Origin of the sequence: Vibrio crassostreae 9ZC13 (assembly GCF_000272045.2) — a bacterium.
GTDB classification, from domain to species: domain Bacteria; phylum Pseudomonadota; class Gammaproteobacteria; order Enterobacterales; family Vibrionaceae; genus Vibrio; species Vibrio crassostreae_C.
Genome location: NZ_AJYZ02000019.1, coordinates 151954 through 178272, shown reverse-complemented (window position 1 = coordinate 178272; position 26319 = coordinate 151954). Strand labels below are relative to the sequence as shown.

Genomic DNA, 26319 nt, shown 5'->3' with positions numbered 1-26319 from the left:
AAACTGCAATACTGTTGCCTAAGATCAAATATCAACGCTTCACAGCGCTAGCGTATCTTTTGTCTAGCGTTATAATCTTGCTCCTCTATTTAACCCAGGGTGAACCACATGATTTCTAAGTTACCTCGCTGGGTTGAATACGGCGCCCTTTTGTTAGCTGGTCTTGCTGGCAGTGTTAATGCTATCGGCTTACTTGGCTTCCAACATCAAGCTATCTCCCATATCTCCGGCACCATGTCTTTGCTAGGCAGTAGCCTGCTTACACCGACCTCGTCTTCTGTTCACCTCCTATTGGTGATCATGAGCTTCATGTTAGGTGCGGCGTTCAGCGGGTTCTTTATTGAAAACCAAGCATTGAAGTTAGGACGCCGTTACGGTGTTGCACTATGTATTGAGGGTGGATTGCTGTTTTTGGCGCTGTGGACACTGTTGCAAGGCTATACTTCAGGTCAGTATTTCGCTTCAGCCGCGTGTGGTTTGCAGAACGCGATGATCACCACTTACAGCGGGGCAATCATTCGAACAACACACATGAGCGGGATCATTACCGATCTTGGGATCATGATTGGCGCTCGCTTAAAGGGGATGCCTTTTGACCGCCGTAAAGCCAAACTGCTAATTTTCATTGTGGTTGGCTTCCTGTTTGGCGGCTTAATTGGCGCTTGTCTGTTCCAACGCTTCGAAATCTTGGCATTGGCTTTCCCTGCCTCTTTTGCTTTCATTATTGCGTTTAGCTACTGGTTATACTTGACCTATCGAACTGAAACCCCAGTCAATTTATAAATACCTGGCAATATAACCTCAAACTACGTAACATCCGCAACACTTTATTCTAAACTCTTAATACGTTGCAGAATAACCAGCATGAATATTTAGCGATATTTGATGAATAGTATTGCAAGCGATATTAATACTGGGTAATCTTGCACCCAATGAGAAAATACGGACGTTTAGTGAATAAAAATTCCAAGGATGTGGCTTTTTTACGTGTAGAAATTCGAGAACAATAACATGTCTAACAACACGAATACTGCTCAAACAGAGAAATCTAAAGGCAGTTTCTGGGTTTTCTTAATCCCATCATTGATTGGTTTATTCCTTTTCATGGCGCCAATCAGCTATCAAGGTGATCTAACCATCCCTGTAGCTATCTTAGCCAAATCAATTCAAGCGGTTTTCGGTGAATATCTAGTTCCTATCATCACTGCGATCGTTGCTTTCATGTCTGTAGCTTCAGTTTTAAGCACCATTTTTAAGCCTACATTCATTACATCAAATTCATTTTTAAACGGCCTTTTCAACCCATCTCCACTGTGGTTGCTGGTTCGTTTAATTGGTGGTGCTGCAGCCGTTATGGCTTTCTTCCAAGTTGGCCCTGAGGTTATTTGGGAAGAAAATACTGGTGGTCTGGTTCTAGAAGGCCTGCTTCCGACACTATTCTCAGTATTCATCTTTGCTGGTTTGCTACTTCCGCTTCTACTTAACTTTGGTCTACTAGAGCTGTTTGGCACGCTACTAAGTAAAATCATGCGTCCAATCTTCAACCTACCAGGCCGCAGTGCTATTGACTGTATGGCTTCTTGGTTGGGTGACGGCAGTGTTGGTATCCTGCTTACAAGCAAACAGTACGAGAAGAAATTCTACACTCAGCGTGAAGCTGCGGTTGTTGGTACGACTTTCTCAGCAGTATCTATCACATTCAGTCTTGTGGTTATTGCTCAGGTAGAACTAGAGCACCTGTTCCTACCTTTCTACGCAGCAATCTGTTTAGCGGGTATTGTGGCAGCGGTGATCATCCCTCGCCTTCCACCACTAAGCATGAAGAAAGATACTTTCATTGATGGCAGCAAGCCGCACAAAGACGCTGACGCGATCCCAGCAGGTCACTCAACGTTCTCTTGGGGTCTTGAGCTAGCGGTGAATAAAGCATCTCAAGTAAAGTCGGCTAAATCTGTATTTGGCGAAGGCGTTCGTAACGCCGTAGATATGGTATTTGGCGTACTGCCTGTTGTTATGGGTTTAGGTACAATGGCACTGGTTATTGCGGAATACACGTCTGTGTTCTCAATCCTAGGTCAGCCTTTCATTCCATTCCTAGAGCTACTTGGTGTTCCTGAAGCGGTTGCAGCATCTGAAACGATTGTTGTTGGTTTTGCGGACATGTTTATCCCAGCAATCCTTGCGGCTTCTATCGACAACGAAATGACTCGCTTTGTTATTGCAGCAATGTCGGTAACTCAGCTGATCTACATGTCTGAGGTGGGCGCTCTACTTCTAGGCAGTAAGATTCCAGTGAACATCTTAGAACTGTTTATTATCTTTATTCTACGTACGTTAATTACGCTTCCAGTTATCGCTGGTGTAGCGCATCTAATATTCTAAATTAGATACTACTTATGTAACTCAATAAAGATTCAGTTTATAAAGCCTCACTTTTGTGGGGCTTTTTATTTGCGAAAATATATACACAGTATTATTTGGAGTTCAATTAATTTATAAGCTCTGCATGTCATTTGATTTCATATCGTTTGTTCACCCCGCCTCTTTTTAATAGAAAACTGAACGCATAACTATCAAATTAATACATTCTTAATTCCTCCTTAAACTCCGTCTAGCCCCATTCCCCAACTCATTGAACCAAATACTAAAAGCAACAAATATGCGCTTTAGTGAATTTTGCATTGTTTAGGTTGTTGTATTTTTGTAGTCTATTTTGTGAAATTACATTCAAGTAAAATTCAATCTAGTCGATATATATAATTACAAAAACACGATTAACTTTAGTCTTCGCAAAGCCTGTGAGAAGGGGAAAACTCAATGAAATTTAGCCATAAGGTGGTTGCTGCATCATCAGCCTTGCTGCTAGTGACAGTATCATTGCTTTCAATACAACAACTTTACACTGTAAGAAGTGCAGTAGAAAACCACGTCAATGCGAGCCTGAAAGAGATGGTCTCGGGCGTGAAAAATACCGTCGTATCGGAGATGAACGCCAAGAAAGCGTTGGCTCAATCGACGACTGAAGTCATCGAGATCAACCCTGAAGATCGCGCTTACGTTAAAGAAATCTTAGAAAAGCCAAAGCTTAAAAACAGCTTCCTAGCGGTTGGTTTTGGTTATGAAGCAAACGGTTTCGTTATTGAAAATGATGATGGTTGGGATGCCGGTCCAGACTACGACCCACGAATTCGTCCTTGGTACATTGATGCTAAATCCAAAAACAGTTTAGTTGTTACCGCTCCTTATGTGGATGCATCAAGTAAGAAAGTCATCATATCAGTAGGTACTCCAGTTAAAGACAACGGCCGCTTTACTGCGGGTATGTTCTACGACCTAGAATTGACGAACCTTGCTACCTTGGTCAACCAAGTGAACTTGTTTGATGCGGGTTACCTGTTCCTAGTAACAGCCGACGGCACCACGATTGCTCACCCAAATGCGAAAAACAACGGTGAAACGCTATCAAGCTACATGCCACAAGCGACTATTCGTGAAGGCTCTCAAGAAATTGAAGTCGACGGCAAAATGTTCCTAGTTAATTTCACCCACATCCCTAGTGAAGATTGGTATATAGGTGCAATCCTCGATGAAGAGATCGCGTTCCAAACCGTTGAAGAATTGAAGAACAGCTCAATGATCTACTCGTTGATTGCAGTTATTCTCAGCATCATTGCACTGACTGTTCTGATTCGTGTGTTAATGCGTCCACTGGATGCGCTTAACCAAGCCATTCAAGATGTGGCGAGCGGTCAAGGTGATTTAACTAAGCGCCTAGATACCAACACAGACCAAGAGTTCTCTGACCTAGCGAAAGGTTTCAACACCTTTACTGAAAACCTGCAAAATCAGATCATTCAATCGAAAGCGATTGGTGTTGAAATTAAGCGTGGTACTGAAATCACGGTTAAAGGTGCAGGCGAATCAGCGAAAGCGATGAATACCCAACTGGAAGAGCTTGAACAGTTAGCGACTGCAATGAACGAGATGGCGGTTACTGCAACTGAAGTTGCAAACAATGCTCAAGGCGCAGCAGCGGCAGCCCGTGAAGCAGACGAAGCAACGCTAGACGGCACATCTGTCGTAAGTGACACCACTCAAGCGATTGATAACCTTTCAGCACGTATCGACCAAGCGGTTGCCGAAGTACAAGTACTTGAATCAGCAACAGCCAACATCGAAACAATTCTAAAAGTAATCAACGATATTGCAGACCAAACCAACCTACTGGCATTGAATGCGGCTATTGAAGCGGCGCGTGCTGGTGAATCAGGCCGTGGTTTCGCAGTCGTTGCCGATGAAGTTCGTACTCTGGCACAACGTACTCAAGAATCAACTACGGAAATCCGCAACATGATCGAGCAGCTCCAAGCGGGTGCAAGCTCAGTATCGAACGCGATGAACCAAAGTAAAGACACAGCCACTGACGCCGTTGAACGCGCTCAGCAAGCGAACTCTTCACTTGACCGTATCCGTGACGCGATTCAACGCATCTCAGATATGAACATCCAGATTGCTTCAGCGGCAGAAGAGCAGAGCTTAGTAGCGGAAGAGATCAATAACAACACTGTTAAGATCAAAGACCTTTCAACACAAGTATCAACAGCGGCCCAAGAAGCGAATACCGCAATGCAGCAGCAAACTGACAATGTTCGCCAACAAGACGAGCTATTGAATAAGTTTACGGTTTAACCAAGGTTTGGCTCAGTTGCCGTTTGGCTGAGTCGCCATTTGGTTTAGTTACCGAGCAATAGCTTAAAATAAAAAGCCCCGATTACTGATTGCCAGTAAGCGGGGCTTCTCTTTCTAGTCTATCCAAGTTAACTCGTGACAGGCTTCAATTCATTCGTCGTTAACATCATGCATTGGTTCGATTCCACCTTGATGGTTAAATCCTTACCAACACATTCAAACACATCATCCGACAGTAAATCGGTTACCGCACCAGTCCAATTTAATGAGGCTGTTTTGCTTCGCTTCGACTTGTTGATCACCACAATGCCTTTATCGCCACGGACAAACACCAACAAATCATCATTCGCTTCAACCACACGCATCGCTTCGCCATGAACATGGTTATGGAATTGAATCATGCTTTTCATGTAAGGCGCTTGCCAGTCGTTAAGCCAACGAGGCTGACCGCTCTTGTCCAGAATACCGCTGGTGCTCAGTTCACTGTAAACAAGCGGCACACCGCCGTCTCGACCAAGAATGAAAGCATGAGCCAATCGCTCATCCACTTCATCCATCACATGCTCCAAAAACACCTCGTTATTGGGAATATCATGAGTGACTGCAAACGTGATCGCTCGCATATTCGACAGAGCCTGACCAAAACAGTATGGGTTAATCAAAGACTTAAAGCTGCCCTGCTCTTCAAATGCTTTGAAGATGGTGTTGAACAACGGGAAATCGTAAGCGCCTAAGCGAGTGTGTTTAAGATAAGGCTCAAGGAACAGCTCATACTCTTCTTCTGTCGCGCCGCCATCGGTAATGATCTCACCGAAGATGTGCATTTCTTCGCAGATGTCATCCGTCCACACCTTGCGTAGGTGTGCCAGTGTCATATGCTTTGCCGCATCAATGCGAAATCCTTTCACACCAATCTCTTTCAGTGCTTTTAGGTAGGCTCTTTGTTGTGCCACCACATTATCGTTATCGAGTAGCGTTGGCAGGCCAGGATCGCTGGCGCCACCGGTAATACGCCCGTTTTGCACTTCCCACGTGTCTTTCCAGTTCTTGATACCAAACGCTTCCACGAAGTCGTTCTCATCAAAAAGAGGCTCAGAAAGGTCACCAAACAAACGTATGGATTCATAATAGTCAGCATCTTTTTGATAAGACGCCATGTCTTGCTGATTGGGATACGTTAGATCACCGCGGATACCCGATTCGTTGGCCATGTGGTTAAACACCACATCCACATAAGTACGAAGCCCATGTCGCTTTAACGTGTCGACCATCGCTTTAAAATCTTGTGTGTCACCCAACTGATTATCGATCACACGATAGTCTTGGGGCTGATAGCGTTGCCACCATTGAGTACCAGAATTTCGATCGCAACCTTTAGGGCCGCGCAGCGATTTCATCGCCGGTGATACTAAAACAGATTTATAACCCAACTCTTGGATCAGTGGGGCGTTCTTCATTACGTCAGCGTAGCACCAGTCAAAGGCATGCAATATGACATCTGTCGCTGGTTTGCTTAACATAGCTGAACTCTCCATGTTGTTCTCCTACCAAACTCGTTTACAGCTTTTTAGAAAAGGCAAAGGCTAAAAGGCAAAGCTGCAATAAATTTCCTCAAGAATGGCATTTATTATATGAGTTACTCATTAAAAACCCTCCTCCTCCTACCAATTACTCACGGTGGATGGTTGAGGGCGTAGCACCAATTATCGCATAACGTCTGGGATGAACACTCAACCGTAGTGCTTTAAAACGCGCACAAAAGTCACAAAAAAGGAGCGTATATACGCTCCTTTTATTCAATCTAACACATATTTATGACTAAGTTCTGTAAAGAACCTTCACCACATGCCAACCGAATTTTGTTTTCACAAGGTGTGGTACAAGCGTCTCGCCAGAGAAACAAACCTTATCAAACTGAGGCACCATTTGACCTTTTTTGAACTCACCTAGGTCGCCGCCCTTCTTACCAGATGGACAGGTTGAATGTTTCTTCGCTAGCGTTTGAAATTTAGCGCCCTTTTTAAGCTGCGTCATGATGTCTTCTGCTAGTTCTTTATGCTTCACCAAAATATGAAGCGCTGCTGCTGTTCTTGCCATGATAATTCTCAGTTTGTTGCTGCCAGTTTACTTACGACGATTACTTAGAACATCGCGAATGAACTGACTGTTGTAAATCTGTTTGCCGCTAACGGCTTATCGACATAAATTCATCGACAGCCAGCGTTTAGCGTGATTTTAACCCAAGAACCGCTATTCTTCACTCTATAACCGAAAACAACTGCCTTAAAGGCCATTAAAAACCGCATCGCGACTTGCTGCGGCTTCCATTTCCCTTTAAATTAATCCTTATAAATTAAGCGCGTATTAAGTAGGAGCCACTTATGGCCAAACCGATCAGTAAAGCGAGTCAGTCACAGGGAATGTTGATGTTCAAATTGTCCCTCACTCAAAGTTTTGCGATTGGCACGCTTAAGGTCAGAGAAATCGTCCCTTTTCAGCCGATGACTCAGATCCCCTACTCCCATCATCACGTGATTGGTACAGTGACTATCCGCGACCTTACAGTTCCTGTGATTGATATGTCCGCTGCGATTGGCTTCCGTCCGATAACACCCGCTGAATACCAAGATTGTGTACTCATCGTTACTGACTGTTTGAGAACAGTTGTGGCGTTCTTGGTTCGTTCAATTGATAAAATCATTGAATGCGACTGGAAGAGCATTGAATCTCCACCCACCAGTGTGGGTCGCAATGTGTTTGTAACGGGTATTACACGTTTTGAAGACCGTATTGTGCAAATGCTCGATGTGGAACTGCTGCTTTCTAAGATCTACCCAGCTTATGAGAATGCTCATATCCCGATGCTGACCGATGTAGAAAGGGAACGCCTCAAAGCATTGAACATCTTATTAGTGGATGACTCTTTGATTGCACGTAAACAGTTATCTGATGCCTTAGACAGCATCAACATCCCTTACAGCATATGTAACAACGGCTTAGATGCCATCGACCTAATGCGACGCCAAGCCAGCGCTGGCAATGCCATTGATCTTCTGGTGAGTGATATCGAGATGCCGGGATTAGATGGTTATGAGCTTGCATTTGAAGTGCAAAACGACAGCGCTTTAAGTCACGCTTACTGTATTTTGCATACCTCACTGTCCAGTGAGATCTGTGTCGACCGTGCTAATCAGGTGGGGGCGCATGAAGCGCTTGAGAAGTTCAACGCGGGTGAATTAATCGAAGCTATGCTACGCGGCGCAAAAGTCTTAAACGGCGCCTCTACGGCTGCTTAGGCTCTGTTATAGAAGCTAAACCTGACATAGTGCTCAATGGTTTAGCTTCTTAGTCTCTTCTTTCTTCAAATCTTAATAAGAATAGAGCTAACCGTTAGTCTTTGTTTTCTGGCATAGACTTTTTCGGCATAGAGTAGCTCTTACTCACAAATTCCACTTCCTCGACTTCATTCACATGATTGGTAAAAGAGGCCAATGCATAGAGAGTGTTCGCGACTAGGTTGGCGTATTTAAAAAGAATCGGGTCTGGCGACTTTTTGCTTTCATGATGTTCAATACTCACCAAAGCTCGCACAACTTTCTTAGCCTGACAACGACACAAGTGAAGTTCACTAGACACTCGGTGTCCACCGGGTAAGACAAAGCCTTTAACCCCCCCTTCTAACTGCTCACGGATACGATGATAATCTTGCTTGAGCTCGACCAATTCAGACTCGGTGATGGCAAGCTTACCGCGCACAGAGCCATTCAAATGGTAGATGTTTGGCTGCAAGCGTTGCAGGATCTCACGAACCTGAGGCTCTAGCTCTAAAGACAACACCAATCCAACTCGGCAACAAAGTTCATCCGACAAAATCTCAAAATCACAGATAGGACTGTCTTCATAAATAAACGGGTAACAGAACTCGTCCCAATCTCGACTTACTGGTTTCACGTACCGATCCTTACATATAAATAGTCATCAAACGCCAATATACCAAACTCTTTGATTTAGACATAAAAAAGCCCTCACATTGGAGGGCTCCTAAAGAAATCGATTAAACGAGATTACTCGTTAGATACTTTTCTGTGACCTTCTTGTAGGTGAACGAAATCCACCAGATCGTCGCCTGACACTTGGTATGCCTGACCAAAGCCTTTAACGAACAGGCCGTTCTCAGCTTTAAGGTTAAACAGAGAGAAGTCTTGAAGTTGGCTCAAACCATCAATGATTTCACCAAAACGCTCTTGCATCTGGCCAATCACTTGAGTCCAAAGTTCCGTTTCACGCTCCACAACACTTGCTTGAGCATCAAACGTTAAACGTTTACGTGCGTAAAGTTGCTTCGAGCTCTCTTCGTCTTCAATCATCATCAAAGAGACCTGAGGGTTCGCTTTCAAGTTGCGAGCATGACGAGCAATATCAGAAATTAGAACAAAGTAACCTTCTTGGTTCTGAACGAAAGGTGCGTAACTTACGTTCGGGCGACCTTCTTCATCAACCGTTGCAAGTTGAAGGGTACGGCGCTCTTGGCGAAACTCTTTAATTTCTGGACCTAGGCGACCTTGTAGACGTTCTTGTTTTACTTGCTGTTCCATGGGTAATTCCTTTCTTCACTTTCTCTGATTTATTATTTTTGCCCAAGGTTGAGCGATCATTAGCGAACTAAACGATCCTCGAGCATTGATGTCTTGTTTAAGCCAGTTGGCAACCCTATGTAAGATTGCTGCTGATTATTTACTGTAAATTGAACTTAAGCTTGTTCTTTTAGCGCTTTGAAGCGTTCTACTTGGTCGGCAATAAGCTCACGCTTTTCGTTGCGGCCTAGGTAAATCTTAAAAATGTTCTCACCGGTTTCACTGAAGAAGCCGAAGTAATGACTTTCACGACCCATGAACGCCTTGCTCACCAAACCGATATGTTTAACGTTATCAAGTTTAAGGTGACCATGAAGCTCGCCCTCTTTGCCCATTAGGTTGTAGTAACCACGCGCTACCTTACCTTTCGGGAATGGCGCTTTTACTTCAAAGATAGAACCAAATGAATGCACGATAGTGGTCACAGGGCCCCAACCCACTAAACCTTCTAGAATCTCTTGAGCACGGCTGCCATCTAGCATTACCGCCATGTCGTTTGGAAAAGCAGCAACCACTTCAACCTCTGAAACACCTAGCTTCTCAGCAATTGCTGTTGGCAGTAGTTTTGGCTCTTCTTCTAAAATTAGAGCTACGCGTTGTTCTAGAGTTTCTGTCATTTCTAATGTTGTATCTGTCATTGAATATGTTCCGTATAAACGAGTAAGTTATAAACTAAAAATTCGATATTAAGCGTGCTTCAAACTTGCATGCGGGTGTACGCCCGAACCTGACGCTTTAGGCGCTGGGTGCATAGCTTGGTATTCAGCGTTAAGCACTTGAATCACACTCTGCGCTAGGCTTACCGCCCAAAAGCTGCCAGCAATAGTCAGGCTCAGATAATCTTCCGAAAGCTCAACTAAACCGTTATTTTCCCAATGTGCGAACAAAGGTTTTAGGTAGTCGAACGTATCTTGCCCCATAAATCTCGGTAGCGTACTTCTTCTAACAACACCAGAATCGAAACCTGCCTTTAATGTTGAGAAGATAGGCTCTAATGAGCTTTGCTTAGTCATCATGGCAATAGGTAATTGACCTTGCTTTATAGACTCCATGTAGCTGTCTAAAGTTCGATGCTGCATCACACCATGACCGCCGATGTTGCCACCAGCGCCACAACCAATGGGTAGAACTTCGGCATAAGTTTTCGCTAAGCTGTTGTAAATGCTGCGTTCACGGTTATCACGAGTCCAGTGGTTTACGCTCAGTTGCTTAACCTTATTTTTTGCCATGAACTCCACACCCGCCAAATACATGCTCGCCTTGTCTGGCGTATTCGCAGGCGGTGGGATTTTTCCTTTCTCAACAAGATTAAGCATAGGTGCATTGCCCGCAACAATCAGTTGGTAGAGGTCAATGCCGTGTGCGCCAGTAGACATGTAGTCTTCTAAATCTTGTTGGAACACTTCCATAGATTGGTGTGGTAATCCGTATAACAGATCAAGAACGATTGGCGCTTGCTCGGTGCGGCTTAGTGAACTGATACGTTCTAGCACAACCTCTCGGTCATCTAGGCGCTTAGCACTACGTCGAACCTGAGTATTGAAACTTTGAATACCGAACGAGAAACGATTGAAGCCACCTTCAAGCGCACGATCAAACATCTCGTCACCAAATCGATTGATGCGCCCTTCCAATGTCATCTCAACATCGTTTGCTAGTGGGAAATATTGACGAATCGCTTTACCCAGCTGCTCAACTTGTTGAGACGACAAATCGGTGGGAGTTCCGCCACCAATATAGACGGCGTGAAATAGTCCAGACTGAGCCCAAGGTGTTTTGGCTTTCTGCTTTAGCTCGACCATCAGTGCATCGAAATACTCATCCACTAATTTACGGCTTGCGGCATTTTGGAAGAAATTGCAGAACGTACAACGCACACGACAGAAAGGAATGTGGATATACAAGCAACGCGTATCCTGTTTTTTCCCTTCACTCAGCATCAGTTCGTCAAAGAGTTCTAACTTCTTACTGGGGTCGACCGGAATTGAACTTCCTCCGGCGTGTGCAGAATGCTTTTTCGCAAACGCAAAACGAAGCGGATCAGGGCTAGAAACGCCCAAGATTGATTCGTCAAATTTATAAATATTAAGACTCACATAATCTCTCTAAACACTTACATAGCAAAGTCTGGAAGACTATTCGCTAAAAACTGAGAGAATCATAAATACACGCAAATGATAATGCAATTGATAATTGATCTTATTTAGATTCTAAGCAATAATCCGATACAGAATTTTGATTTGGTAAAGGATTGATTGTGAACGTTCCTAGATATGTTATTGCAGGCGGTGCATCGTTAGTGATTCATGCCGCGTTGTTGTTTGTCGCTCAAGAATCCAAAGTATTTGCGATGCCTGCAGGTAGCCAATCGAACACGGTATCGATCAACTTCACTCCTAAGAGCGTTCCTTCACAAGCTCAGCAAAAAACAATCACAGAGCCAGTTAAACCTGAGCCAATAAAAGAAACCGTCTCACAAGCCGAACCAAAAACGGTTGAGCCAAAGCAAACTAAGCCAACCCCAAAGAAAAAAGCGATCACCAATAAACCTCAACCAAAGAAAGTTGAGAAAAAAGTGATTGAAAAGAAGGTTGTCGAGAAAAAGCCTGTTCAAAAGAAACCAGTGACTGAGAAAAAGGTGGTGAAGAAAGAACGCCCAGAGCCAGCCACTCAACCAGAGAAACTGGCCGACAAGAAAGTCGATAAGAATATGGACGAATCTGCCAACCAGCCTCAGGAAGTAAACCAAGGCGTATCAAACCAAGAGCCGGTTTTAGTCACTAAGCCTTCGTTCTCTGCGCGTCCTACCCCACCGAATTACCCTCGCCAAGCAAGACGTCGTGGCGTTGAAGGTGTCGCGACTTATGAGATCTGGCTAGACGCTGAAGGCAAACAAATTAAACAAGCATTAGTAAATTCATCAGGCGCGCTAATGCTCGATAACGCCGCATTAGATGCCATTAAACAATGGAAATTCTCACCTCACACTGTCAATGGTCGAGCGATTGCTCACCGAGTACAAATACCTGTTCGTTTTAGGTTGGATTAATCATGCAACAAATCAGTTACTTACAAGATCAACTTGGCTTAATGACTTGGCCTCTTCTTATCTGCTCAGCATTAACAGCAATGATCATCGCTGAACGTGTCTTCCAAGTCATGCTCAGCATTGGTGTGGGCAAACGTGCTATTCGTCGTGAGCTTAACCAAATTTCACCAACCAACAGCAAAGAGATTGAAGCGCTTGCTCAGTCGATTTCAGGTAAACGCCCGCTCTTGTACAAGGGCGTGTCAATGTTGCTTGCTCACCACTCTTTCTCAAAAGGGTTACGTGAAGATGCCGCTGGGATCTGGCTACAAGAAAAACGCCACCAGCTTCATGCAGGTTTAAGACTGCTTGGTTTGATCGGCGTGATCAGCCCACTCATCGGCTTGCTTGGTACGGTACTTGGTCTTATTGAGATGTTTAAAGGCGTTGCCGCGACAACAGGCAGCATCACGCCTAATGATTTGGCAGACGGTCTTGGATTAGCAATGCGAACCACAGCAGCAGGTTTGATGATTGCGCTTCCTGCTATTTCTGGTGCTCAGCTACTAGGGCTATGGGCCGATCGAGTGCTGGCTCAATTGGAGCATACATTGAACTATGTGAATGTGTGGCTAGAAGGCATGTCGATTCAAACCAATCAGTCTGATGATACTCAAGGTAAGCCTATCAACAAAACCTCTATCGGTGATGTGAGTCAAGCATGATTAAAACGCCCCACTCATCTCACACACAGAGCCTAGCGCCAGACTTAACACCGCTGCTCGACATCATTTTTATCGTGATGGTTTTTCTACTGCTTACGGCATCGGTAAAGCTGGAATCGCTAGAAGTTGAGCTACCAAGCTCGGATGTTAAAAACGTTTCTGAAGTCCACAAAGACTCGATTAGCGTCAACATCCTAGACCATGCCCCCTACTGGGCGATTAACGGCCAAGAGTATATCAACTGGGAAAACTTCAAGATTGCCTTGTTAGAAGAGACAGGCTCAACGGATAAAAAACCGATCATCATTGGCGCGGATAAAGCCGCCAATGTTGAAAACCTAGTGAAGTTGCTTTCATTCCTTCAAGAGAACGGAATACCAGCGACTCAACTGCTCACGGACGATGGCTAGAACAACACTCAATTTTTATGAGGCCTAGCGTTTATAAAATTTGGCTCCTGATAGCTAAGACCAAATAGACAGAACTAAGCCTCTCTATCGATTCGAACTCACAATGCGAACGGACTGCTCACTGAGTATCTTCGCGATACAAAAAGAAAATATAAAGAACTTATTATGAACAACTTAAACGTGCTCAATAAATTAAAGACCAAGACACATCTCCTTTCAGTTGCCGCTATGAGCCTGGCACTTAGCGCACCCGCAATGGCCAACGACGCTGAACAACCTCGAATCATCAGTGCCGGTAGTGCCGTTACTGAATTGGTTTTGGCATTAGGAGCTGAAGAGCAGCTAGTCGCGATTGATGTGACCAGCCACTTTCCTCAAGCAGAAAACCTGCCAAAGATTGGTTATCACCGAAACCTGTCTGCTGAAGGTCTACTCGCCCTAGAGCCAACCACATTGATTGGCTCGGATGAAATGGGACCAGACAACGCGATTTCTCAATTGAAATCGGCAGGCGTCGATGTAGAGATTGTTAACACTGAAGCAAACGTGGAAGGGCTATTAAAGCGTATCGACCAAATCGCAAAGATCACCCATACCGAAGACCACTCGCAGCAAGTGAAAACCGATGTGAATCAAAAGATCGCAGCACTGAAAGCGAACCAAGTACCAAGCAACGAAGCGAAGAAAGTTCTATTCCTGTTGCTGCATGAAGGTCGCCCTGCCAACGTTGCTGGCGGTGAAACATCACCAAACGCAATCATCGAGTTAGCTGGCGGTATCAACCCTGCCGCTCAGAGCTTAACGTCTTACAAGCCACTTTCAATGGAATCACTCGTTGAGATGCAACCTGATGTCATTTTAGTAAGCGGCCGTAGTTATCAAAAAATGGGCGGCGCAGATGCCATCCTGAAATCACTGCCTATGCTAGCGGCAACGCCTGCAGGTATGAACAAGCAAATCATTACCGTAAATGGCAGTGCTTTGGTTGGCGGGCTTGGCCTAGAAAGCCTCTCTGAAGCAAAGCGTCTAAACGCACTTATCTACCCGCTATAACTCAACCACCCTATTTCTGCTATCGCTAATTCGCTTCCCTCACCAACTGACTCACGCTGTTGTTGAAGGAGGTCGAAGTTAGCGATAGATATTGAGGCCCTTTATGTTGTTACGCTCCGTCCCACTGAAAACGTCGATGTTAGCTCTAGGTGCAACCCTAGCTTTTGTCGCGCTGTACTCGATCACTGTTGGGCCAATGAACATTAGCTTAGCGGACAGCGCCACAAGCTTAATTAAACCAAACAATGACTTAGCACCTCACATCAACTTAGTGATTCAAGAGATCCGCTTACCTAGAACCATCTTGTGCATGCTGATTGGTGCGATCCTCGCCTTGTGTGGTGCAGTGATGCAGGGTTTGTTTCGAAACCCACTTGCAGAACCTGGCATCATAGGTGTGTCTGCGGGCGCAGCATTAGGTGCTGCACTGGCTATCGTTTTGTTCTCTGAGCTATCGCTTCAATACCCTGCTTTCATGAACTTTGCTGCGGTTCCTGTGTTCGCTTTTCTTGGCGGCGCTTTAACCACGCTGCTGGTGTATAAGCTAGGTACAGGTAAATTCGGCACCTCTGTCACCATCATGTTGTTGGCGGGTGTGGCGATCAGTGCGCTCTCTGGCGCAGGTATTGGCTTCTTGAATTTCATTGCTGATGACCAAATGCTGCGCGATCTTTCATTGTGGTCGATGGGTTCATTGGCAGGCGCTAAGTGGTCAGGCATTTTGCTGGCTGCTGTCACGCTCGTTGGATTGTTTGTTGTTTTCTACCGCCAAGCGATGTCTCTAAATGCTCTATTACTGGGCGAGTCAGAAGCACAACACCTTGGTATCCCAGTTCAAAAGCTGAAACGAAAGCTGATTCTACTGACGGCTGCGGGCGTTGGTATCACGGTTAGCCTGTCTGGCATGATTGGTTTTATTGGATTGGTTATCCCACATTTAGGTCGCATGTTAGCAGGCCCGGACCACCGAGTTCTGTTGCCACTATCAGCGGTACTAGGCGCACTACTGCTAACCGCCGCAGACATGTTCTCACGCGTGGTACTTGCTCCGGCAGAGCTACCTGTAGGTATTGTCACTGCGATTATCGGTGCCCCATTCTTCTTATATCTACTATTTCAACAGAAAGGGAGAATCCTTTAATGTTTCCTTCAGCTTTAAAAGCGACCGATATCGAAGTGAAGTTCGGCAGTAAAGTGATATTAGATGGCGTTTCTATTGAGATTGAAGCGGGAAAGGTAACTTCACTGCTTGGGCCAAATGGCGCAGGTAAAAGCACGCTGCTTAAAGCTTTATGCCAAGAGATATCAAGCAACGGCGATATTCAATACTTTGGACACAGCAAAGACAAGTGGCCTTCTCACAAGTTAGCTAAGCACCTTGCTATGCTTCCTCAACACAGCACCTTGACCTTCCCATTCTTGGCACATGAAGTTGTCGAGCTTGGTGGGATTCCTCTGCAAGAATCCAACAAAAAACTAACTAGCATTGCTAGCCAAAAAATGGATGTTGCTGATGTGACTCACCTGAGTGAAAGGCTTTACCCTTCACTATCAGGCGGTGAAAAGCAGCGAGTGCACTTGGCTCGAGTATTAACTCAGCTTCACCACTCTGGTGACCAATGTATTTTGATGCTTGATGAACCAACCTCTGCACTGGATCTTGCCCACCAGCACAACACCTTAAAGATTGCGAGAGAATTAGCCGATAACCACAATGCCGCGGTTATCGTGGTTTTGCATGATCTCAACTTAGCCGCGCAGTATTCCGATCGATTGGTGGTATTGAAAGATGGCAATTTGGTGTGTGATGGCAAGCCTTGGGATGCACTGAAACCTTCGATGATAGAAGATGTGTATGGTTACAAAAGTATCGTAGAAAAACACCCAACCATGAGCTTCCCTCAGGTTCACCCCGCACAATAAGTCCGATTAAGGAGCGACTCGTTTTGAGTATTCGTTCTTGATAACAATGACGTAATCCTAAGCCTCGATTTGTTCGGGGCTTTTTATTGGCTCACAGCCACTCTCTCGGCTTAAACTCAATTTTATTAACAACCACAACAGCAAGCACCAAAACGACTCACCTTGAGCATTTGAGGCTCTAGAAATGAACTCTACTTGTTAGGGTTACTTAGCTTTTAACACTGAAGAGAAAAACAAGCCGCGAGCGTAAGCATATAAAAAGAAAGGAAATAACATCATTCAGCATCAATCAACAAGACTGCGACATCGATGTGGGATTGAGAGAAAAACGTACAAGAAGTGAAACGGCAGGCACAAAAAAAGCCCCCGTAGGAGCTTCTTTTATTGAGTGCTGATTATTGGCTCATACGAATCAATGATTTACCAATCAGCCACTCTAGTTCTTTACCGCTAGTATCGCCAAACTGAGTTTCAGTCAGCTTGTATAGACGATCAATACCGTTTGCAGCGAACTCATGTGCGCTCTCAGCAGTAACGATATGATGGAAAAGTAAACGTAAGATTGCTAGGAACTCAGCGTCTTCAAGTGCTGCAACCCAGCTAGCTGAAAATGCGTCAAGGCCATTTTCGAAGTCAATGTGTTCCATGAACATCTTGAAAATACGACCGTCTAGAGCAGCAGTAAAATCCGTTTTCTTTGGAAAGTGATGACTTATACCTGTACGAGAAACACCCGTTTGTTGACTCAACGTCGTGTATGACATCTTGTCGTAACCCAATCTTAGTAGCTGGTCTACAACGGCATCCATGATTTTCTGGATCGTGATTTCTGTATCTTCTTTACTACGCTTTGGCATATTCAGGCTCTTCTCTTTGTAAATCCATCTAACTCAATCAAATGAAGTCAGAATGAAAATCGTTATCAGCATTATGTGAGCAAGGTATTTTTTCGCAAGTATTTATAACTAAATTCACACAAATACTATGTACGAACAATTTTACAGTGATGCCTCTTTGGACACTTTGTCTAATTATTCTTCGAAAATCACCTTACAATCCTAAGTCGATAAGTTTAAATAACGACTTAGAATATGAAATACCCAACGAAAAATTCATTGTATAAATACCTATCAAGCGATAGATAGTCTTATAAAATCATTCCTGGCGCAACTAAGTGAATGATATTCTGACATATTAATAACATTCCTTTTCAACAAAACGTGAGGTAAATCACATACATATTTGGCGGCGCGAATATAGATATTCATCAAACACCTTAACAAACAACATAGCATACCAGTATAAATTAGTTCAAAGGTTTTAATTTTTGTAGATACAGTTCAAATTGCTCGTTAGAATAACCTCAGACTTTGTAAGAGGATTATTTATGAGCCAAGATATTGGTAACAACGATGTATGTGAGGCTTGCGGCTGTGCAGGCGAAATCGGGTTCATCATTAAAGAAGGCGACGATGTTGCTGAAGTAACGGTTTACGGAAACTCAAAAGCACTGATTGAAGCTGAGTTTGCTAAGTATGTTGAACTTGCTAAACAAGTGTCTAGCAACGTTGAGTTCGAAGCATCAGAGATGACTGAAGAAAGCACAGAGTTGCACGCTCGCTTTAAATTTGAAGTTAGCGCTGAGAAGATTATTTTTGAACTTAAGACTCGCTCTCTAGCGCGTTAATATAAGCATTTATATGCTTATTAAAAGACGAGTGAATTACTCGTCTTTTTTTAATTGAACCCAAGCCAGTGACCCATTTTTCTCAAAATCGTTTTCTGCAGCGCACTGAATCACTACGCCCCCCACCTCTAACACTGCCCCAATGCTATAAGCCTTGTCATCGTAATAACAAACTCGTTGCTGTTGACCGCCTTGTGTCACCACCACCGCAGCTTTACCGGGCGTTGAAATTACTTTATTGGCACTCGCAGACATTGAGCCAAACAATGAAGCGGCTATCAGAAAGACCTTAATAATTCGTATATTTACTCTAATCATTGATTTACCTATCATCTTTGCTCCATTCCTCGTTAATCTACCGCCAAATGGGTAAAACACTATGCGAGAATAATTTTTCCATTATAGTGTAAGCGTCTATCGTAATAAGAAGCCTGTTATGCTCAGAATAATTGCACTTATTATTGGTTCCTTAACCATAACAAATGTCAGTGCTGAACCACTCGATCACTATCAAATATTGAACCATCTCGATAATTACGGAAACTTATATCTACGAAATAAGCCTTATAGATCACTTCCAACTGGCTTGGTGGTAGATGGTAATCTCAATATAGAGAATACTGCGATCACACGCCTACCCAAAGGGTTAGAAGTGAACGGCAGCCTTAAAGGCTCTAACAGCCAACTCGCTCGAGTCCCGAGCGGGGTTAAGATAAAAGGTTACGTCGACTTGATTGGCAGCCAAATCACCAGCTGGCCAAGAGGTGTAAGAGTGGGCGGCTTTATCAACCTCACCGACACTCCACTGGAAAGGCTACCGAATGGCTTTAGAGTAAAAGGCGATCTGAGCGTGATCCGCACTCCTTTAACCGAGTTACCCAACGGGATCGTGATTGACGGCGACCTTTATATAGGCGGTTCTGGGATTACAACATTCCCCGAGACCATGACAGTCAAAGGCAACATCTATCTGGGCGGTAACACTGTAACCACATGGCCAACCAATCTAGAGCTCGGTGGCGCAGTCGCTCGCTAATTCAAGCTATTGCTCTAATGCTCTAATGCTCTAATGCTCTAATACGTTAATGCTCGATCGCAGCAACAAATGGTGATTCAGAAACAAAAAAGGAGCCCAAGGCTCCTTTTTCAATTCAATCAAGTTGCTAATCAACTAGCAAGCTAACTAACGCTCGTTAACCAATGTTCTTCACTGGGTTGGCGTAGCTATCGATCAAATACTGACGCGCACCTTGTGGCAGGCTCGACAGTTTAGCTTCAAACTCTTGTTTAACGGCCGCTGTAATCGACTCATCTTCTTTTTCTGCTGCCAGCAAGTTTACTGGGAACAGTTTGTAGTTATCGTGGATCTGACGATCGATCTCTTCAGCAAGCGCTTCAGGCGTATCAAAATCTTGGTCGATAACCTGACCGAAACCAACGTGAACGCGTCCTTTATCACCGATGATGCCTTGAATGATACTTTCGATATCTTCAAACTCACCCTTTTCGTAACTGCCGTTTACGTCTTTTTCGAAAAGCTCTATCGCTTTAGCCGTGTCACATGGGTCGTTCTCGTAAGAAATAGCCACAGGAACAATCTTCAATGACTTCACGTATTCAGGGAAAGCAATTTTTTGCTTACGTCCTTCAACGTGGAACATTTTCAAAATTGCTGGCTCAGTAAAATCGTTACCGTCTTTCGCACGACCTTCCTTTTGAGCGATCCAGATTGAGTTGCCCGTTTCTAGAGAGTGCTTAATGTAAGAAGACAACTGCCCTAGCGCTTTCATCATCTCACGCGGTCCTTTCAAAGAACGCTTTACGATGAAGCTCTTGTTTAAACGCATCAATTCAGTCGCACATGGCTTTTTCAACAGGTTGTCTCCGATAGCGATACGACAAGTCTGATGATTATTTTGATGCAGAGCGTAATTTACTAACGCAGGATCCATAGCAATGTCACGATGGTTTGATACAAACAGATAAGCTTGGTTCGCATCCAGTGACTCGATACCAGTGTACGTCACACCGCTAGTGGTTTTCGCTAACGTGTCGCGTAAGTACTTTTTCACTTCAATCTGAATGGATTCAACGCTAGTCAGCTTGCTCCATTTCATTTTTAAGTACACACGCAAAATCGGGCTCATTAATGCTTTGAACCAAGACGCATGGTTTGAAAAACGGTAGTGCAAGATTGCACTGATAAATTCTTCATCATTAATAAGACGGTTTAGTGCCGCTGGAATTTCATCATCGCCGTAAGGGCGAATATCAACATATGGATCGGTTGGAGAGGTCATTTTTTAATTCATATAATAAAAAGCTGGCTCATTCTACGCGTTGTTTTGACTTCTCGCAGCTACAGAGCCCATACTTTTGACAAGGTCAGACCAGAAACATTGAAAATCCCCTGTTATTGTTGGCATTCTTTAAGATTAACGGTAATCTTGACGCCCCAAAATTAAGGTACTATCTATGAACTTCGCTATTGAATATACATCGGCTTACTTTTCACACTTGGTGATCACACCACGCAAGAAAGTACTTAAACATAGCCTTGTATCGGTTCAAAGTGGCTTGGTTTTGATTAAGTTAGGCAAACAAGAGTATGCCGTTGAACCAGGACAAAGCGTCTGGATTCCATACGACTGCCTAACGTCACTGACCTACTTTCCAAACACTCAGGTTAACCGTGTCGATTTTTCTGTTCGTTTGACGGATTCATTCCCAAGACAAGCGGGTTACATCACGCAAACGAACCTCTCTTCGGCACTACTAGAAAAGCTAGAACAAACCAAAGCTCGTGCTTCCAATGCCAATAATACGGAACAAGCGTTTAAAGATATGCTTTCTGTCTTGAAGCAAGAAGTGTTGTCGTTTAAACCACTGCTTTGCGAAAGTGCTCTTTCTCAGCGATTCAATCAATGGAACATTGATGATTCAAACCTGCCACAAGAGCACACTCTGGTGATGGTGATGCGAGAAGCGAAGAAACGCATGCAGTCAGGTCAAAAACGTTCACTTGTGATTGATGATCTGTTCTCAGGTAAAGAAGAAGAGTTCGAGCAACTGTGTATGCTTGTTTTTGGTGAAGATTTATAGCTTGCCGGAAAGTGAGTGCTGGTATTAAAACTCGCAAGCCAGATACTAAAAAGCCGCAAAAACTGAGTTTTTGCGGCTTTTTTAATTCTTACTATTTAGACGTAGATAGCAATCTATCTGTGTATCTGCCTGTCTAAAATGGCAACTCAACCTGCATCATTAGGTCGGCGTCACGTGAGTCGTGCCAACGATAATCAAAGCGCATACGCGGCTGCCCTTCGACTTTCTCGCCAAAACCGATGCTGAGTTGAAGACCATGATTCATCAACCACTCTTCAGTCGACATATCATACTGCTCATCTTCAAGGTCTTCTGGAAACCACATACCCAAGCCAACATAGTTTGACTCAATGCTTTGTGTCAGCAATGGCGAGTCTTTGGTTTGAAGAACCCAGTCAGACCAATAGTCCGGTGTGCTTTCCGGTTCATCATCGCTCAGCCCACTGATTTCCATCATACGTTGGCCAAAAGACTCAATGCTGGTCGAGAAATCTAGACAATTGTCATCTTCATCAGAAGTCAGCATGATTGAATCTAAGCTAAAAAAATCACACTCAGCATACGCAGGCATACTACATGCTGCCATGATCAACGTCGCTGGTATCGCGCTCTTTAGCATAGTCCTCTGACCTCTTGATTAGTGAACTCACATTATCTGATACAGTCCACTATCTTGCAACATCTTTGTAACTGACTTTGTACTCAGTTTTGCAACATCGCTTCCACTTATCAGTGCATTACGTATGTCTGTGCTGCGAATTTTCACTTTTTCAGGGCAAGCCATTACAGACCACTGCTCGGTAATCTCATCTGATTTATAGAAAGATGAGAACTTAAAGAAGTTATCTGGGCCAATAACAAACGTCAGTTCAGCGTCACGATGTAACTTTTGCAGTTCACTGAGTACAGCAAAAGTCGTCACGCTTTCGCCGGGTGTAAATAAGCTCTTTTCGATCAACGAAAGCTCAACTTGATCCAGTGAAAGATCACTGATAAATGCATTAACTAACTGACATCTCGTATCAAAGTCTAGCATCTCTTTTCCCCAAGCATGGGCAATACTTGGAACGAGTAGAATTTTGTCAAAGTGAGCCAACGAATCAATCACACTTTTATGCCCTAGGCTCGGTGGATTAAACGCACTACCGAAAATGGCTATTTTTTCCATTGTTTATTACTGCCTTCTCTTTCTAAGCTTGTGCAAAGAGGTTTTTAAATCGGATGATTTAGGTATGATAACACTAGATTTTTAATTTGCTTGCAGGAAAGGAATACGAATGGAACAGTTAATTCGTGACGAAATGCGCGTACTACCTTCAATTGACCCTCACTTCGAAGTGACTCGTCGTGTGGACTTTATTAAAACGAAACTTCAGCAGTCAGGCTGCAAGTCTCTGATCCTTGGTATCAGTGGCGGTGTAGACTCAACGACCTGTGGCCGCTTGGCACAAATGGCCGTGGATAGCCTGAATGAAAACTCTGGCAGCAACGACTACCAATTCATTGCGGTTCGCCTACCTTACGGCGAACAAAAAGATGAAGATGAAGCACAACTTGCTCTCTCTTTCATCCAGCCTTCTCAATCTGTTTCTGTAAACATCAAAGCGGGTGTTGATGGGCTTCACGCAGCATCTCACGTTGCACTTGAAGGTACAGGTTTACTACCAACAGACTCAGCAAAAATCGACTTTGTTAAAGGTAATGTGAAAGCTCGCGCTCGCATGATCGCGCAATACGAAATTGCGGGTTACGTTGGTGGTCTTGTGATTGGTACTGACCACTCAGCAGAAAACATCACTGGCTTCTACACCAAACACGGTGACGGTGCATGTGATTTAGCGCCTTTGTTTGGCCTGAACAAGCGTCAAGTTCGTGAACTTGCAGCAACGCTAGGTGCGCCAGAGCTATTGGTTAAGAAAGTGCCTACTGCCGACCTAGAAGAGCTTGATCCACAGAAAGCCGACGAAGCAGCATTGAACCTTTCTTACGACCAAATCGATGATTTCCTTGAAGGTAAAGAAGTCCCTCAAGACGTGTCAGACCGCTTAGTAGGCATCTACAAAGCAACACAGCACAAGCGTCAACCGATCCCAACGATCTACGATTAATTGTTTGAATTAATCTTAGAATCAAAAAGGCCGGAAGTTCATTTCAGTGAACTTCCGGCCTTTTCTATTCAATGTGCTTTTCTTTCTGGCCTTCCGACCTACCGAGTTAGTCTACAACTTCGATATCAGTTTGAGGCACACTGCAACACGCCAGTATTTGCCCCATGTTGCGTTCATGCTCTTGCAACGCCGGTACATCAGGTTGATGAACTTGCCCAGACTCAAGGGTCACTTTACAAGCACCACAGAAACCCGCGCGACAGCTTGATGCGATAGACACACCTGCCGACTCAGCTTGCTCTAGTAGTGTTGATTGGTTGTTGCCTTCGAACAGGTAGCCGTTAACGCTCAACTGCAGTTGCTTCACCGCTTCTTCCGTTGATTGAGCAACACCAAACGCTTCTTGATGATAATGCTGAGGATTCAGCCCCATTTGAATCAGCAATTTCTTGGCATTATCCATAAAGCCGTCAGGGCCACACACGAATGCTTGGCGCTTATGAAGGTCCTCAATTTTGGCGACATGAGACACACTCAAACGACCTGACAAACCATCCCACTCTTTCGTTGGTTGGCTTAGTGAATAAATCACACTTAGACCAGCATGTTCGCGAGCGATCTTATCAATCTCAGCTTGATAAGGGATATCTTCTTCACTGCTGCATTGGTGATAGAACACCACATCATCAATCTGACCATGGTCGGCTAAGTAACGAAGCATCGACAACATAGGGGTGATGCCGCTTCCCGCTGATAACAGCAGTAATGGATGTGTTGGGTTATCTTCTAAGTAGAATGCGCCATCTGGATTCTGAGCAACTAGCGTGTCACCGACTTGGAAGTGATCATTGAGCCAGTTTGAGATTTGACCATCGTCCACTCGCTTCACGGAAATCGCCAAACGACCTGCGCGTGAAGGGCTAGAAGATAACGTGTAACGACGAGACACTTTCTCGCCATTAATCACCATTTCAATCGGTAGATGCTGCCCCGGCTGATAGCTTGGTAATAAATTGTTCTCTTTCGCTGGCTCTAGCCAAAAGGTTGTGAAGTCGCGAGCGATCTCTTCACGCTCGACGCAAGTTAAGTGCAGTGACTCGACCCAAGAGTCTTCGTAGTGTTCTTTCTCTTTGGTTTCAAGTACCTCAACAACGTCACCCGCTTTCACCAGACCTTCATTTTTCGCCACAAGGTTCTGACCAAAGAAAACGCCACCACGTTCATTGGCTCTGAACGTAGAAAAGGTATTGAGTGGCTCTTTTGTTGCTCTGAATTCGCCGCTCTCAACATCGACTGTCGTTAGGATACAGCGCTCACAAGGCTTCACCGCTTCGAATTCAACCTCACCAATTCGAATGCGCTTCCAACCATCTTCAGCAAACGCTTCAGTGTTTGAGACGACAAAATTGGTGCGGAACTGATCCATGGAATGCGTTTCAGGACTACGGCGATTCAACTCATCAAGCGAAGCTTGGCTGATGATTAACATCGGGTAACCATCGGCGAAACTGACATTCTGACCAAGCTTTTCTCGAACACGATTAGATTGCTCACCACAGAACAGAAGTTCTACGCGAACACCAAGCACATCGCTAAACCAATCATCCGCCTCGTCGTTGGTGGTATACGCAGTGAAGCTATCTTTCCACACTGTTGCAGGCGCTTCTTGCATCTTGAAGTTTGCATATTTTAGGCGCAGCGGTTCTTTGCCTTCGTAAGTAAAAATAAAACCGTCTGGCTGCAAGCTAGAAGACACCTTGACCATTTTAGGGTACTTACGCGCCGTCACCATTGAGCCGTCAGCCAAGGCCAACATAAAACGTCTGTCGAAGGTAAGGCCCTGTTTTTCGACCCAAGCAGAAGAGAGTGCAATCCCACCTACTGATTTAACCGGAAACACATTAATTTGAGATAAGGAGGGCTGTTGACCTGAAAGCTCTTGCTCCAAAGCCTTTTGATCCAAAGGTGACTGCGACATAACGATTCCAATGTTTTGTTGTTTGTCCCAATGCTAACAAATGGTTATAAATAGATAAACTGGCAGGCATTCAACACTTGATACTAAGTAGGCATGATTAAACTAATAGAATGGCATTATGTTCCGGCAAACCTAAAACTCTTGAAACTAACGATGATGCTTTACACACTAAAAGTAACCCGAATTTATTCACGCTATTTTTAAGTAGATCAGCAATATGCTGCACCTTGTTTCGACAATTGACTCAATGAGCCAGGTTTGCCTAAGTGATAGCCCTGAAAATAATCTATGCCCTGCGATTGTGCAAAACGTAAATCTTCATGGTTTTCTATACCTTCAGATAACAATTCAATCTGATACTTCCGAGCTAAAAATCTAAGACGCTCCCAAAAGGTCGAATTATCACTCCGGTTTCTCATTAACGACCGATCTATTTTCACTATGTTCGGTTTAACAACCCTAATCAGTGCTTCACCAGTGTTATAACCACTGCCATAGTCGTCTATCGCGATTTTAATTCCAAGACCACGACATACTCCAAACTGGGACATCATCCTTTTCTCGTCAATGCCAACCGGGTATTGTTCATTCTCAGTAAGCTCAATCCATAAGGTTATACCTAACTTGTTGCATGCTTGCCAAATTGGGGAAATATCACGTAGAAAAGTGAAACTTAAAACGTGATCAGGGGAGATATTAATAGTCAGAAAATCAATCATTTTCTTCTGAGACAATAATTCCTCGGACACTCTTAACAAGAATATTTGAGTAAACCATGCAATCTTCTTAGAGTCTAACAGACAGCGAATTGACGATTCAACATCGTGCCCTTTTTCCCAACGTAACAAAACCTCAGCACCGACAGTTCCATTGCCATTAGTTATCGGTTGAAAAACAGGATAAAACAATCCTTGATTAACATCGTCAATAAGTGCTTCGGCTTGTAAATTTTCAGACAACATATTCGTATTCATAAACAAAC

The 26319-nt window shown here is 44.2% G+C and carries 27 protein-coding genes; 14 read left to right on the top strand and 13 right to left on the bottom strand.

Translation table 11 applies throughout. The annotated features are described in order from the left end of the window. Positions 1-108 precede the first annotated feature (108 nt). The 3 genes from A136_RS02290 (at position 109) to A136_RS02280 (ending at position 4689) form a co-directional block, all read left to right on the top strand. Positions 109-783 (top strand): YoaK family protein, encoded by a 675-nt coding sequence (locus A136_RS02290; RefSeq protein WP_017064320.1) that lies wholly within the window; start codon positions 109-111, stop codon positions 781-783. A gap of 228 nt (positions 784-1011) precedes the next feature. Next, on the top strand, positions 1012-2382 hold the full coding sequence (locus A136_RS02285; protein ID WP_017064319.1) for a YjiH family protein: 1371 nt from the start codon (positions 1012-1014) through the stop codon (positions 2380-2382). A 435-nt stretch (positions 2383-2817) separates the two neighbouring features. Continuing rightward, the gene (locus A136_RS02280) at positions 2818-4689 is read left to right on the top strand and encodes a methyl-accepting chemotaxis protein (RefSeq protein WP_017062748.1); all 1872 of its coding nucleotides are present in this window, start codon (positions 2818-2820) and stop codon (positions 4687-4689) included. A 128-nt stretch (positions 4690-4817) separates the two neighbouring features. Here A136_RS02280 and A136_RS02275 read toward each other — a convergent pair whose 3' ends face one another. Both A136_RS02275 and ppiC read right to left on the bottom strand, forming a co-directional pair. Beyond that, positions 4818-6224, bottom strand: coding sequence for an alpha-amylase family glycosyl hydrolase (locus A136_RS02275; protein ID WP_017062749.1), 1407 nt, complete (start codon positions 6222-6224; stop codon positions 4818-4820). Positions 6225-6507: 283 nt separating this feature from the next. Next, positions 6508-6789, bottom strand: a complete 282-nt coding sequence (ppiC, locus tag A136_RS02270; RefSeq protein ID WP_258185064.1) for a peptidylprolyl isomerase PpiC — start codon at positions 6787-6789, stop codon at positions 6508-6510. Positions 6790-7070: 281 nt separating this feature from the next. Between ppiC and A136_RS02265 the strand changes: the two genes are divergently transcribed. Beyond that, positions 7071-7985, top strand: a complete 915-nt coding sequence (locus tag A136_RS02265) for a chemotaxis protein (RefSeq protein ID WP_017062751.1) — start codon at positions 7071-7073, stop codon at positions 7983-7985. A 94-nt stretch (positions 7986-8079) separates the two neighbouring features. Here the strand turns inward: A136_RS02265 and A136_RS02260 are convergent, their stop codons facing one another. The 4 genes from A136_RS02260 to hutW all read right to left on the bottom strand — a co-directional run bounded on the left by A136_RS02260 (position 8080) and on the right by hutW (position 11419). Further along, complete coding sequence (locus A136_RS02260; protein WP_017062752.1) at positions 8080-8640, bottom strand: ATP:cob(I)alamin adenosyltransferase; 561 nt, start codon at positions 8638-8640, stop codon at positions 8080-8082. 113 nt (positions 8641-8753) lie between these two features. After that, the gene (gene hutZ / locus A136_RS02255) at positions 8754-9284 is read right to left on the bottom strand and encodes a heme utilization protein HutZ (protein WP_017064318.1); all 531 of its coding nucleotides are present in this window, start codon (positions 9282-9284) and stop codon (positions 8754-8756) included. Between the two features lie 155 nt (positions 9285-9439). Continuing rightward, positions 9440-9961 (bottom strand): heme utilization cystosolic carrier protein HutX, encoded by a 522-nt coding sequence (gene hutX, locus A136_RS02250; RefSeq protein WP_016784265.1) that lies wholly within the window; start codon positions 9959-9961, stop codon positions 9440-9442. A 48-nt stretch (positions 9962-10009) separates the two neighbouring features. Then, positions 10010-11419 (bottom strand): heme anaerobic degradation radical SAM methyltransferase ChuW/HutW, encoded by a 1410-nt coding sequence (hutW, locus tag A136_RS02245; protein WP_017064317.1) that lies wholly within the window; start codon positions 11417-11419, stop codon positions 10010-10012. A 161-nt stretch (positions 11420-11580) separates the two neighbouring features. Here hutW and A136_RS02240 point away from each other — a divergent pair, with 161 nt between their 5' ends. From A136_RS02240 to A136_RS02215, 6 genes are all read left to right on the top strand, one after another. Further along, positions 11581-12372 carry an energy transducer TonB gene (locus tag A136_RS02240; RefSeq protein ID WP_017064316.1) on the top strand — a complete coding sequence of 264 codons (792 nt, stop codon included), beginning with the start codon at positions 11581-11583 and terminating at the stop codon, positions 12370-12372. A gap of 2 nt (positions 12373-12374) precedes the next feature. Continuing rightward, positions 12375-13076: a MotA/TolQ/ExbB proton channel family protein gene (locus A136_RS02235; RefSeq protein WP_017064315.1), complete on the top strand. Its 702-nt coding sequence runs from the start codon at positions 12375-12377 to the stop codon at positions 13074-13076. Continuing rightward, positions 13073-13486, top strand: a complete 414-nt coding sequence (locus A136_RS02230; protein WP_017064314.1) for an ExbD/TolR family protein — start codon at positions 13073-13075, stop codon at positions 13484-13486. The genes A136_RS02235 and A136_RS02230 overlap by 4 nt, the downstream gene beginning before the upstream one ends. A 165-nt stretch (positions 13487-13651) precedes the next feature. Then, entirely contained in the window at positions 13652-14539 is an 888-nt protein-coding gene (locus tag A136_RS02225; RefSeq protein WP_017064313.1) for a heme/hemin ABC transporter substrate-binding protein, read from the top strand. A gap of 103 nt (positions 14540-14642) precedes the next feature. Continuing rightward, on the top strand, positions 14643-15680 hold the full coding sequence (locus A136_RS02220; RefSeq protein WP_017064312.1) for a FecCD family ABC transporter permease: 1038 nt from the start codon (positions 14643-14645) through the stop codon (positions 15678-15680). Further along, positions 15680-16462, top strand: coding sequence for a heme ABC transporter ATP-binding protein (locus tag A136_RS02215; RefSeq protein ID WP_017064311.1), 783 nt, complete (start codon positions 15680-15682; stop codon positions 16460-16462). The genes A136_RS02220 and A136_RS02215 overlap by 1 nt, the downstream gene beginning before the upstream one ends. 395 nt (positions 16463-16857) lie before the next feature. Here A136_RS02215 and A136_RS02210 read toward each other — a convergent pair whose 3' ends face one another. Beyond that, complete coding sequence (locus A136_RS02210) at positions 16858-17319, bottom strand: TetR/AcrR family transcriptional regulator (RefSeq protein ID WP_004731875.1); 462 nt, start codon at positions 17317-17319, stop codon at positions 16858-16860. Positions 17320-17849: 530 nt separating this feature from the next. Here A136_RS02210 and A136_RS02205 point away from each other — a divergent pair. Then, a complete protein-coding gene (locus tag A136_RS02205) occupies positions 17850-18149 on the top strand; it encodes a YfcZ/YiiS family protein (RefSeq protein WP_017062761.1) in 300 nt (99 codons plus the stop codon). Between the two features lie 36 nt (positions 18150-18185). Here the strand turns inward: A136_RS02205 and A136_RS02200 are convergent, their stop codons facing one another. Continuing rightward, entirely contained in the window at positions 18186-18482 is a 297-nt protein-coding gene (locus A136_RS02200) for a YnjH family protein (protein ID WP_017064310.1), read from the bottom strand. A gap of 103 nt (positions 18483-18585) precedes the next feature. Here A136_RS02200 and A136_RS02195 point away from each other — a divergent pair, with 103 nt between their 5' ends. Next, positions 18586-19185, top strand: a complete 600-nt coding sequence (locus A136_RS02195) for a hypothetical protein (RefSeq protein ID WP_017064309.1) — start codon at positions 18586-18588, stop codon at positions 19183-19185. A gap of 157 nt (positions 19186-19342) precedes the next feature. Here the strand turns inward: A136_RS02195 and A136_RS02190 are convergent, their stop codons facing one another. Next, positions 19343-20449 (bottom strand): 1-acyl-sn-glycerol-3-phosphate acyltransferase, encoded by a 1107-nt coding sequence (locus tag A136_RS02190; RefSeq protein ID WP_017064308.1) that lies wholly within the window; start codon positions 20447-20449, stop codon positions 19343-19345. 175 nt (positions 20450-20624) lie between these two features. On the opposite strand from A136_RS02190, the gene A136_RS02185 reads away from it, so the two are divergent. After that, on the top strand, positions 20625-21251 hold the full coding sequence (locus tag A136_RS02185) for a hypothetical protein (protein WP_017064307.1): 627 nt from the start codon (positions 20625-20627) through the stop codon (positions 21249-21251). 133 nt (positions 21252-21384) lie between these two features. Here the strand turns inward: A136_RS02185 and A136_RS02180 are convergent, their stop codons facing one another. After that, positions 21385-21870 (bottom strand): hypothetical protein, encoded by a 486-nt coding sequence (locus tag A136_RS02180; protein ID WP_017064306.1) that lies wholly within the window; start codon positions 21868-21870, stop codon positions 21385-21387. Between the two features lie 27 nt (positions 21871-21897). Beyond that, positions 21898-22419 (bottom strand): nicotinate-nicotinamide nucleotide adenylyltransferase, encoded by a 522-nt coding sequence (locus A136_RS02175; RefSeq protein WP_017064305.1) that lies wholly within the window; start codon positions 22417-22419, stop codon positions 21898-21900. A gap of 109 nt (positions 22420-22528) precedes the next feature. Between A136_RS02175 and nadE the strand changes: the two genes are divergently transcribed. Beyond that, positions 22529-23359, top strand: a complete 831-nt coding sequence (gene nadE / locus A136_RS02170) for an ammonia-dependent NAD(+) synthetase (RefSeq protein WP_017062768.1) — start codon at positions 22529-22531, stop codon at positions 23357-23359. Between the two features lie 106 nt (positions 23360-23465). Here nadE and A136_RS02165 read toward each other — a convergent pair whose 3' ends face one another. Together A136_RS02165 and A136_RS02160 are read right to left on the bottom strand one after the other, a co-directional pair. Continuing rightward, on the bottom strand, positions 23466-25337 hold the full coding sequence (locus A136_RS02165) for a hybrid-cluster NAD(P)-dependent oxidoreductase (RefSeq protein ID WP_017064304.1): 1872 nt from the start codon (positions 25335-25337) through the stop codon (positions 23466-23468). A 209-nt stretch (positions 25338-25546) separates the two neighbouring features. Beyond that, positions 25547-26311, bottom strand: a complete 765-nt coding sequence (locus A136_RS02160; protein ID WP_017062770.1) for an EAL domain-containing protein — start codon at positions 26309-26311, stop codon at positions 25547-25549. Positions 26312-26319: the final 8 nt, after the last annotated feature.

What these genes read in the sequence shown, in the direction of transcription:
- A136_RS02205 (WP_017062761.1), top strand. Translation starts at nt 17,850, where the DNA reads ATGAGCCAAGATATTGGTAACAACGATGTATGTGAGGCTTGCGGCTGT.
- A136_RS02275 (WP_017062749.1), bottom strand. Translation starts at nt 6,224, where the DNA reads ATGGAGAGTTCAGCTATGTTAAGCAAACCAGCGACAGATGTCATATTG.
- A136_RS02215 (WP_017064311.1), top strand. Translation starts at nt 15,680, where the DNA reads ATGTTTCCTTCAGCTTTAAAAGCGACCGATATCGAAGTGAAGTTCGGC.
- A136_RS02285 (WP_017064319.1), top strand. Translation starts at nt 1,012, where the DNA reads ATGTCTAACAACACGAATACTGCTCAAACAGAGAAATCTAAAGGCAGT.
- A136_RS02265 (WP_017062751.1), top strand. Translation starts at nt 7,071, where the DNA reads ATGGCCAAACCGATCAGTAAAGCGAGTCAGTCACAGGGAATGTTGATG.
- A136_RS02230 (WP_017064314.1), top strand. Translation starts at nt 13,073, where the DNA reads ATGATTAAAACGCCCCACTCATCTCACACACAGAGCCTAGCGCCAGAC.
- A136_RS02175 (WP_017064305.1), bottom strand. Translation starts at nt 22,419, where the DNA reads ATGGAAAAAATAGCCATTTTCGGTAGTGCGTTTAATCCACCGAGCCTA.
- A136_RS02195 (WP_017064309.1), top strand. Translation starts at nt 18,586, where the DNA reads ATGCTCAGAATAATTGCACTTATTATTGGTTCCTTAACCATAACAAAT.
- A136_RS02185 (WP_017064307.1), top strand. Translation starts at nt 20,625, where the DNA reads ATGAACTTCGCTATTGAATATACATCGGCTTACTTTTCACACTTGGTG.
- hutZ (WP_017064318.1), bottom strand. Translation starts at nt 9,284, where the DNA reads ATGGAACAGCAAGTAAAACAAGAACGTCTACAAGGTCGCCTAGGTCCA.
- A136_RS02220 (WP_017064312.1), top strand. Translation starts at nt 14,643, where the DNA reads ATGTTGTTACGCTCCGTCCCACTGAAAACGTCGATGTTAGCTCTAGGT.
- A136_RS02180 (WP_017064306.1), bottom strand. Translation starts at nt 21,870, where the DNA reads ATGCTAAAGAGCGCGATACCAGCGACGTTGATCATGGCAGCATGTAGT.
- A136_RS02290 (WP_017064320.1), top strand. Translation starts at nt 109, where the DNA reads ATGATTTCTAAGTTACCTCGCTGGGTTGAATACGGCGCCCTTTTGTTA.
- nadE (WP_017062768.1), top strand. Translation starts at nt 22,529, where the DNA reads ATGGAACAGTTAATTCGTGACGAAATGCGCGTACTACCTTCAATTGAC.
- A136_RS02280 (WP_017062748.1), top strand. Translation starts at nt 2,818, where the DNA reads ATGAAATTTAGCCATAAGGTGGTTGCTGCATCATCAGCCTTGCTGCTA.
- hutX (WP_016784265.1), bottom strand. Translation starts at nt 9,961, where the DNA reads ATGACAGATACAACATTAGAAATGACAGAAACTCTAGAACAACGCGTA.
- A136_RS02235 (WP_017064315.1), top strand. Translation starts at nt 12,375, where the DNA reads ATGCAACAAATCAGTTACTTACAAGATCAACTTGGCTTAATGACTTGG.
- A136_RS02225 (WP_017064313.1), top strand. Translation starts at nt 13,652, where the DNA reads ATGAACAACTTAAACGTGCTCAATAAATTAAAGACCAAGACACATCTC.
- A136_RS02165 (WP_017064304.1), bottom strand. Translation starts at nt 25,337, where the DNA reads ATGTCGCAGTCACCTTTGGATCAAAAGGCTTTGGAGCAAGAGCTTTCA.
- A136_RS02210 (WP_004731875.1), bottom strand. Translation starts at nt 17,319, where the DNA reads ATGCCAAAGCGTAGTAAAGAAGATACAGAAATCACGATCCAGAAAATC.
- A136_RS02200 (WP_017064310.1), bottom strand. Translation starts at nt 18,482, where the DNA reads ATGATAGGTAAATCAATGATTAGAGTAAATATACGAATTATTAAGGTC.
- A136_RS02190 (WP_017064308.1), bottom strand. Translation starts at nt 20,449, where the DNA reads ATGACCTCTCCAACCGATCCATATGTTGATATTCGCCCTTACGGCGAT.
- A136_RS02160 (WP_017062770.1), bottom strand. Translation starts at nt 26,311, where the DNA reads ATGAATACGAATATGTTGTCTGAAAATTTACAAGCCGAAGCACTTATT.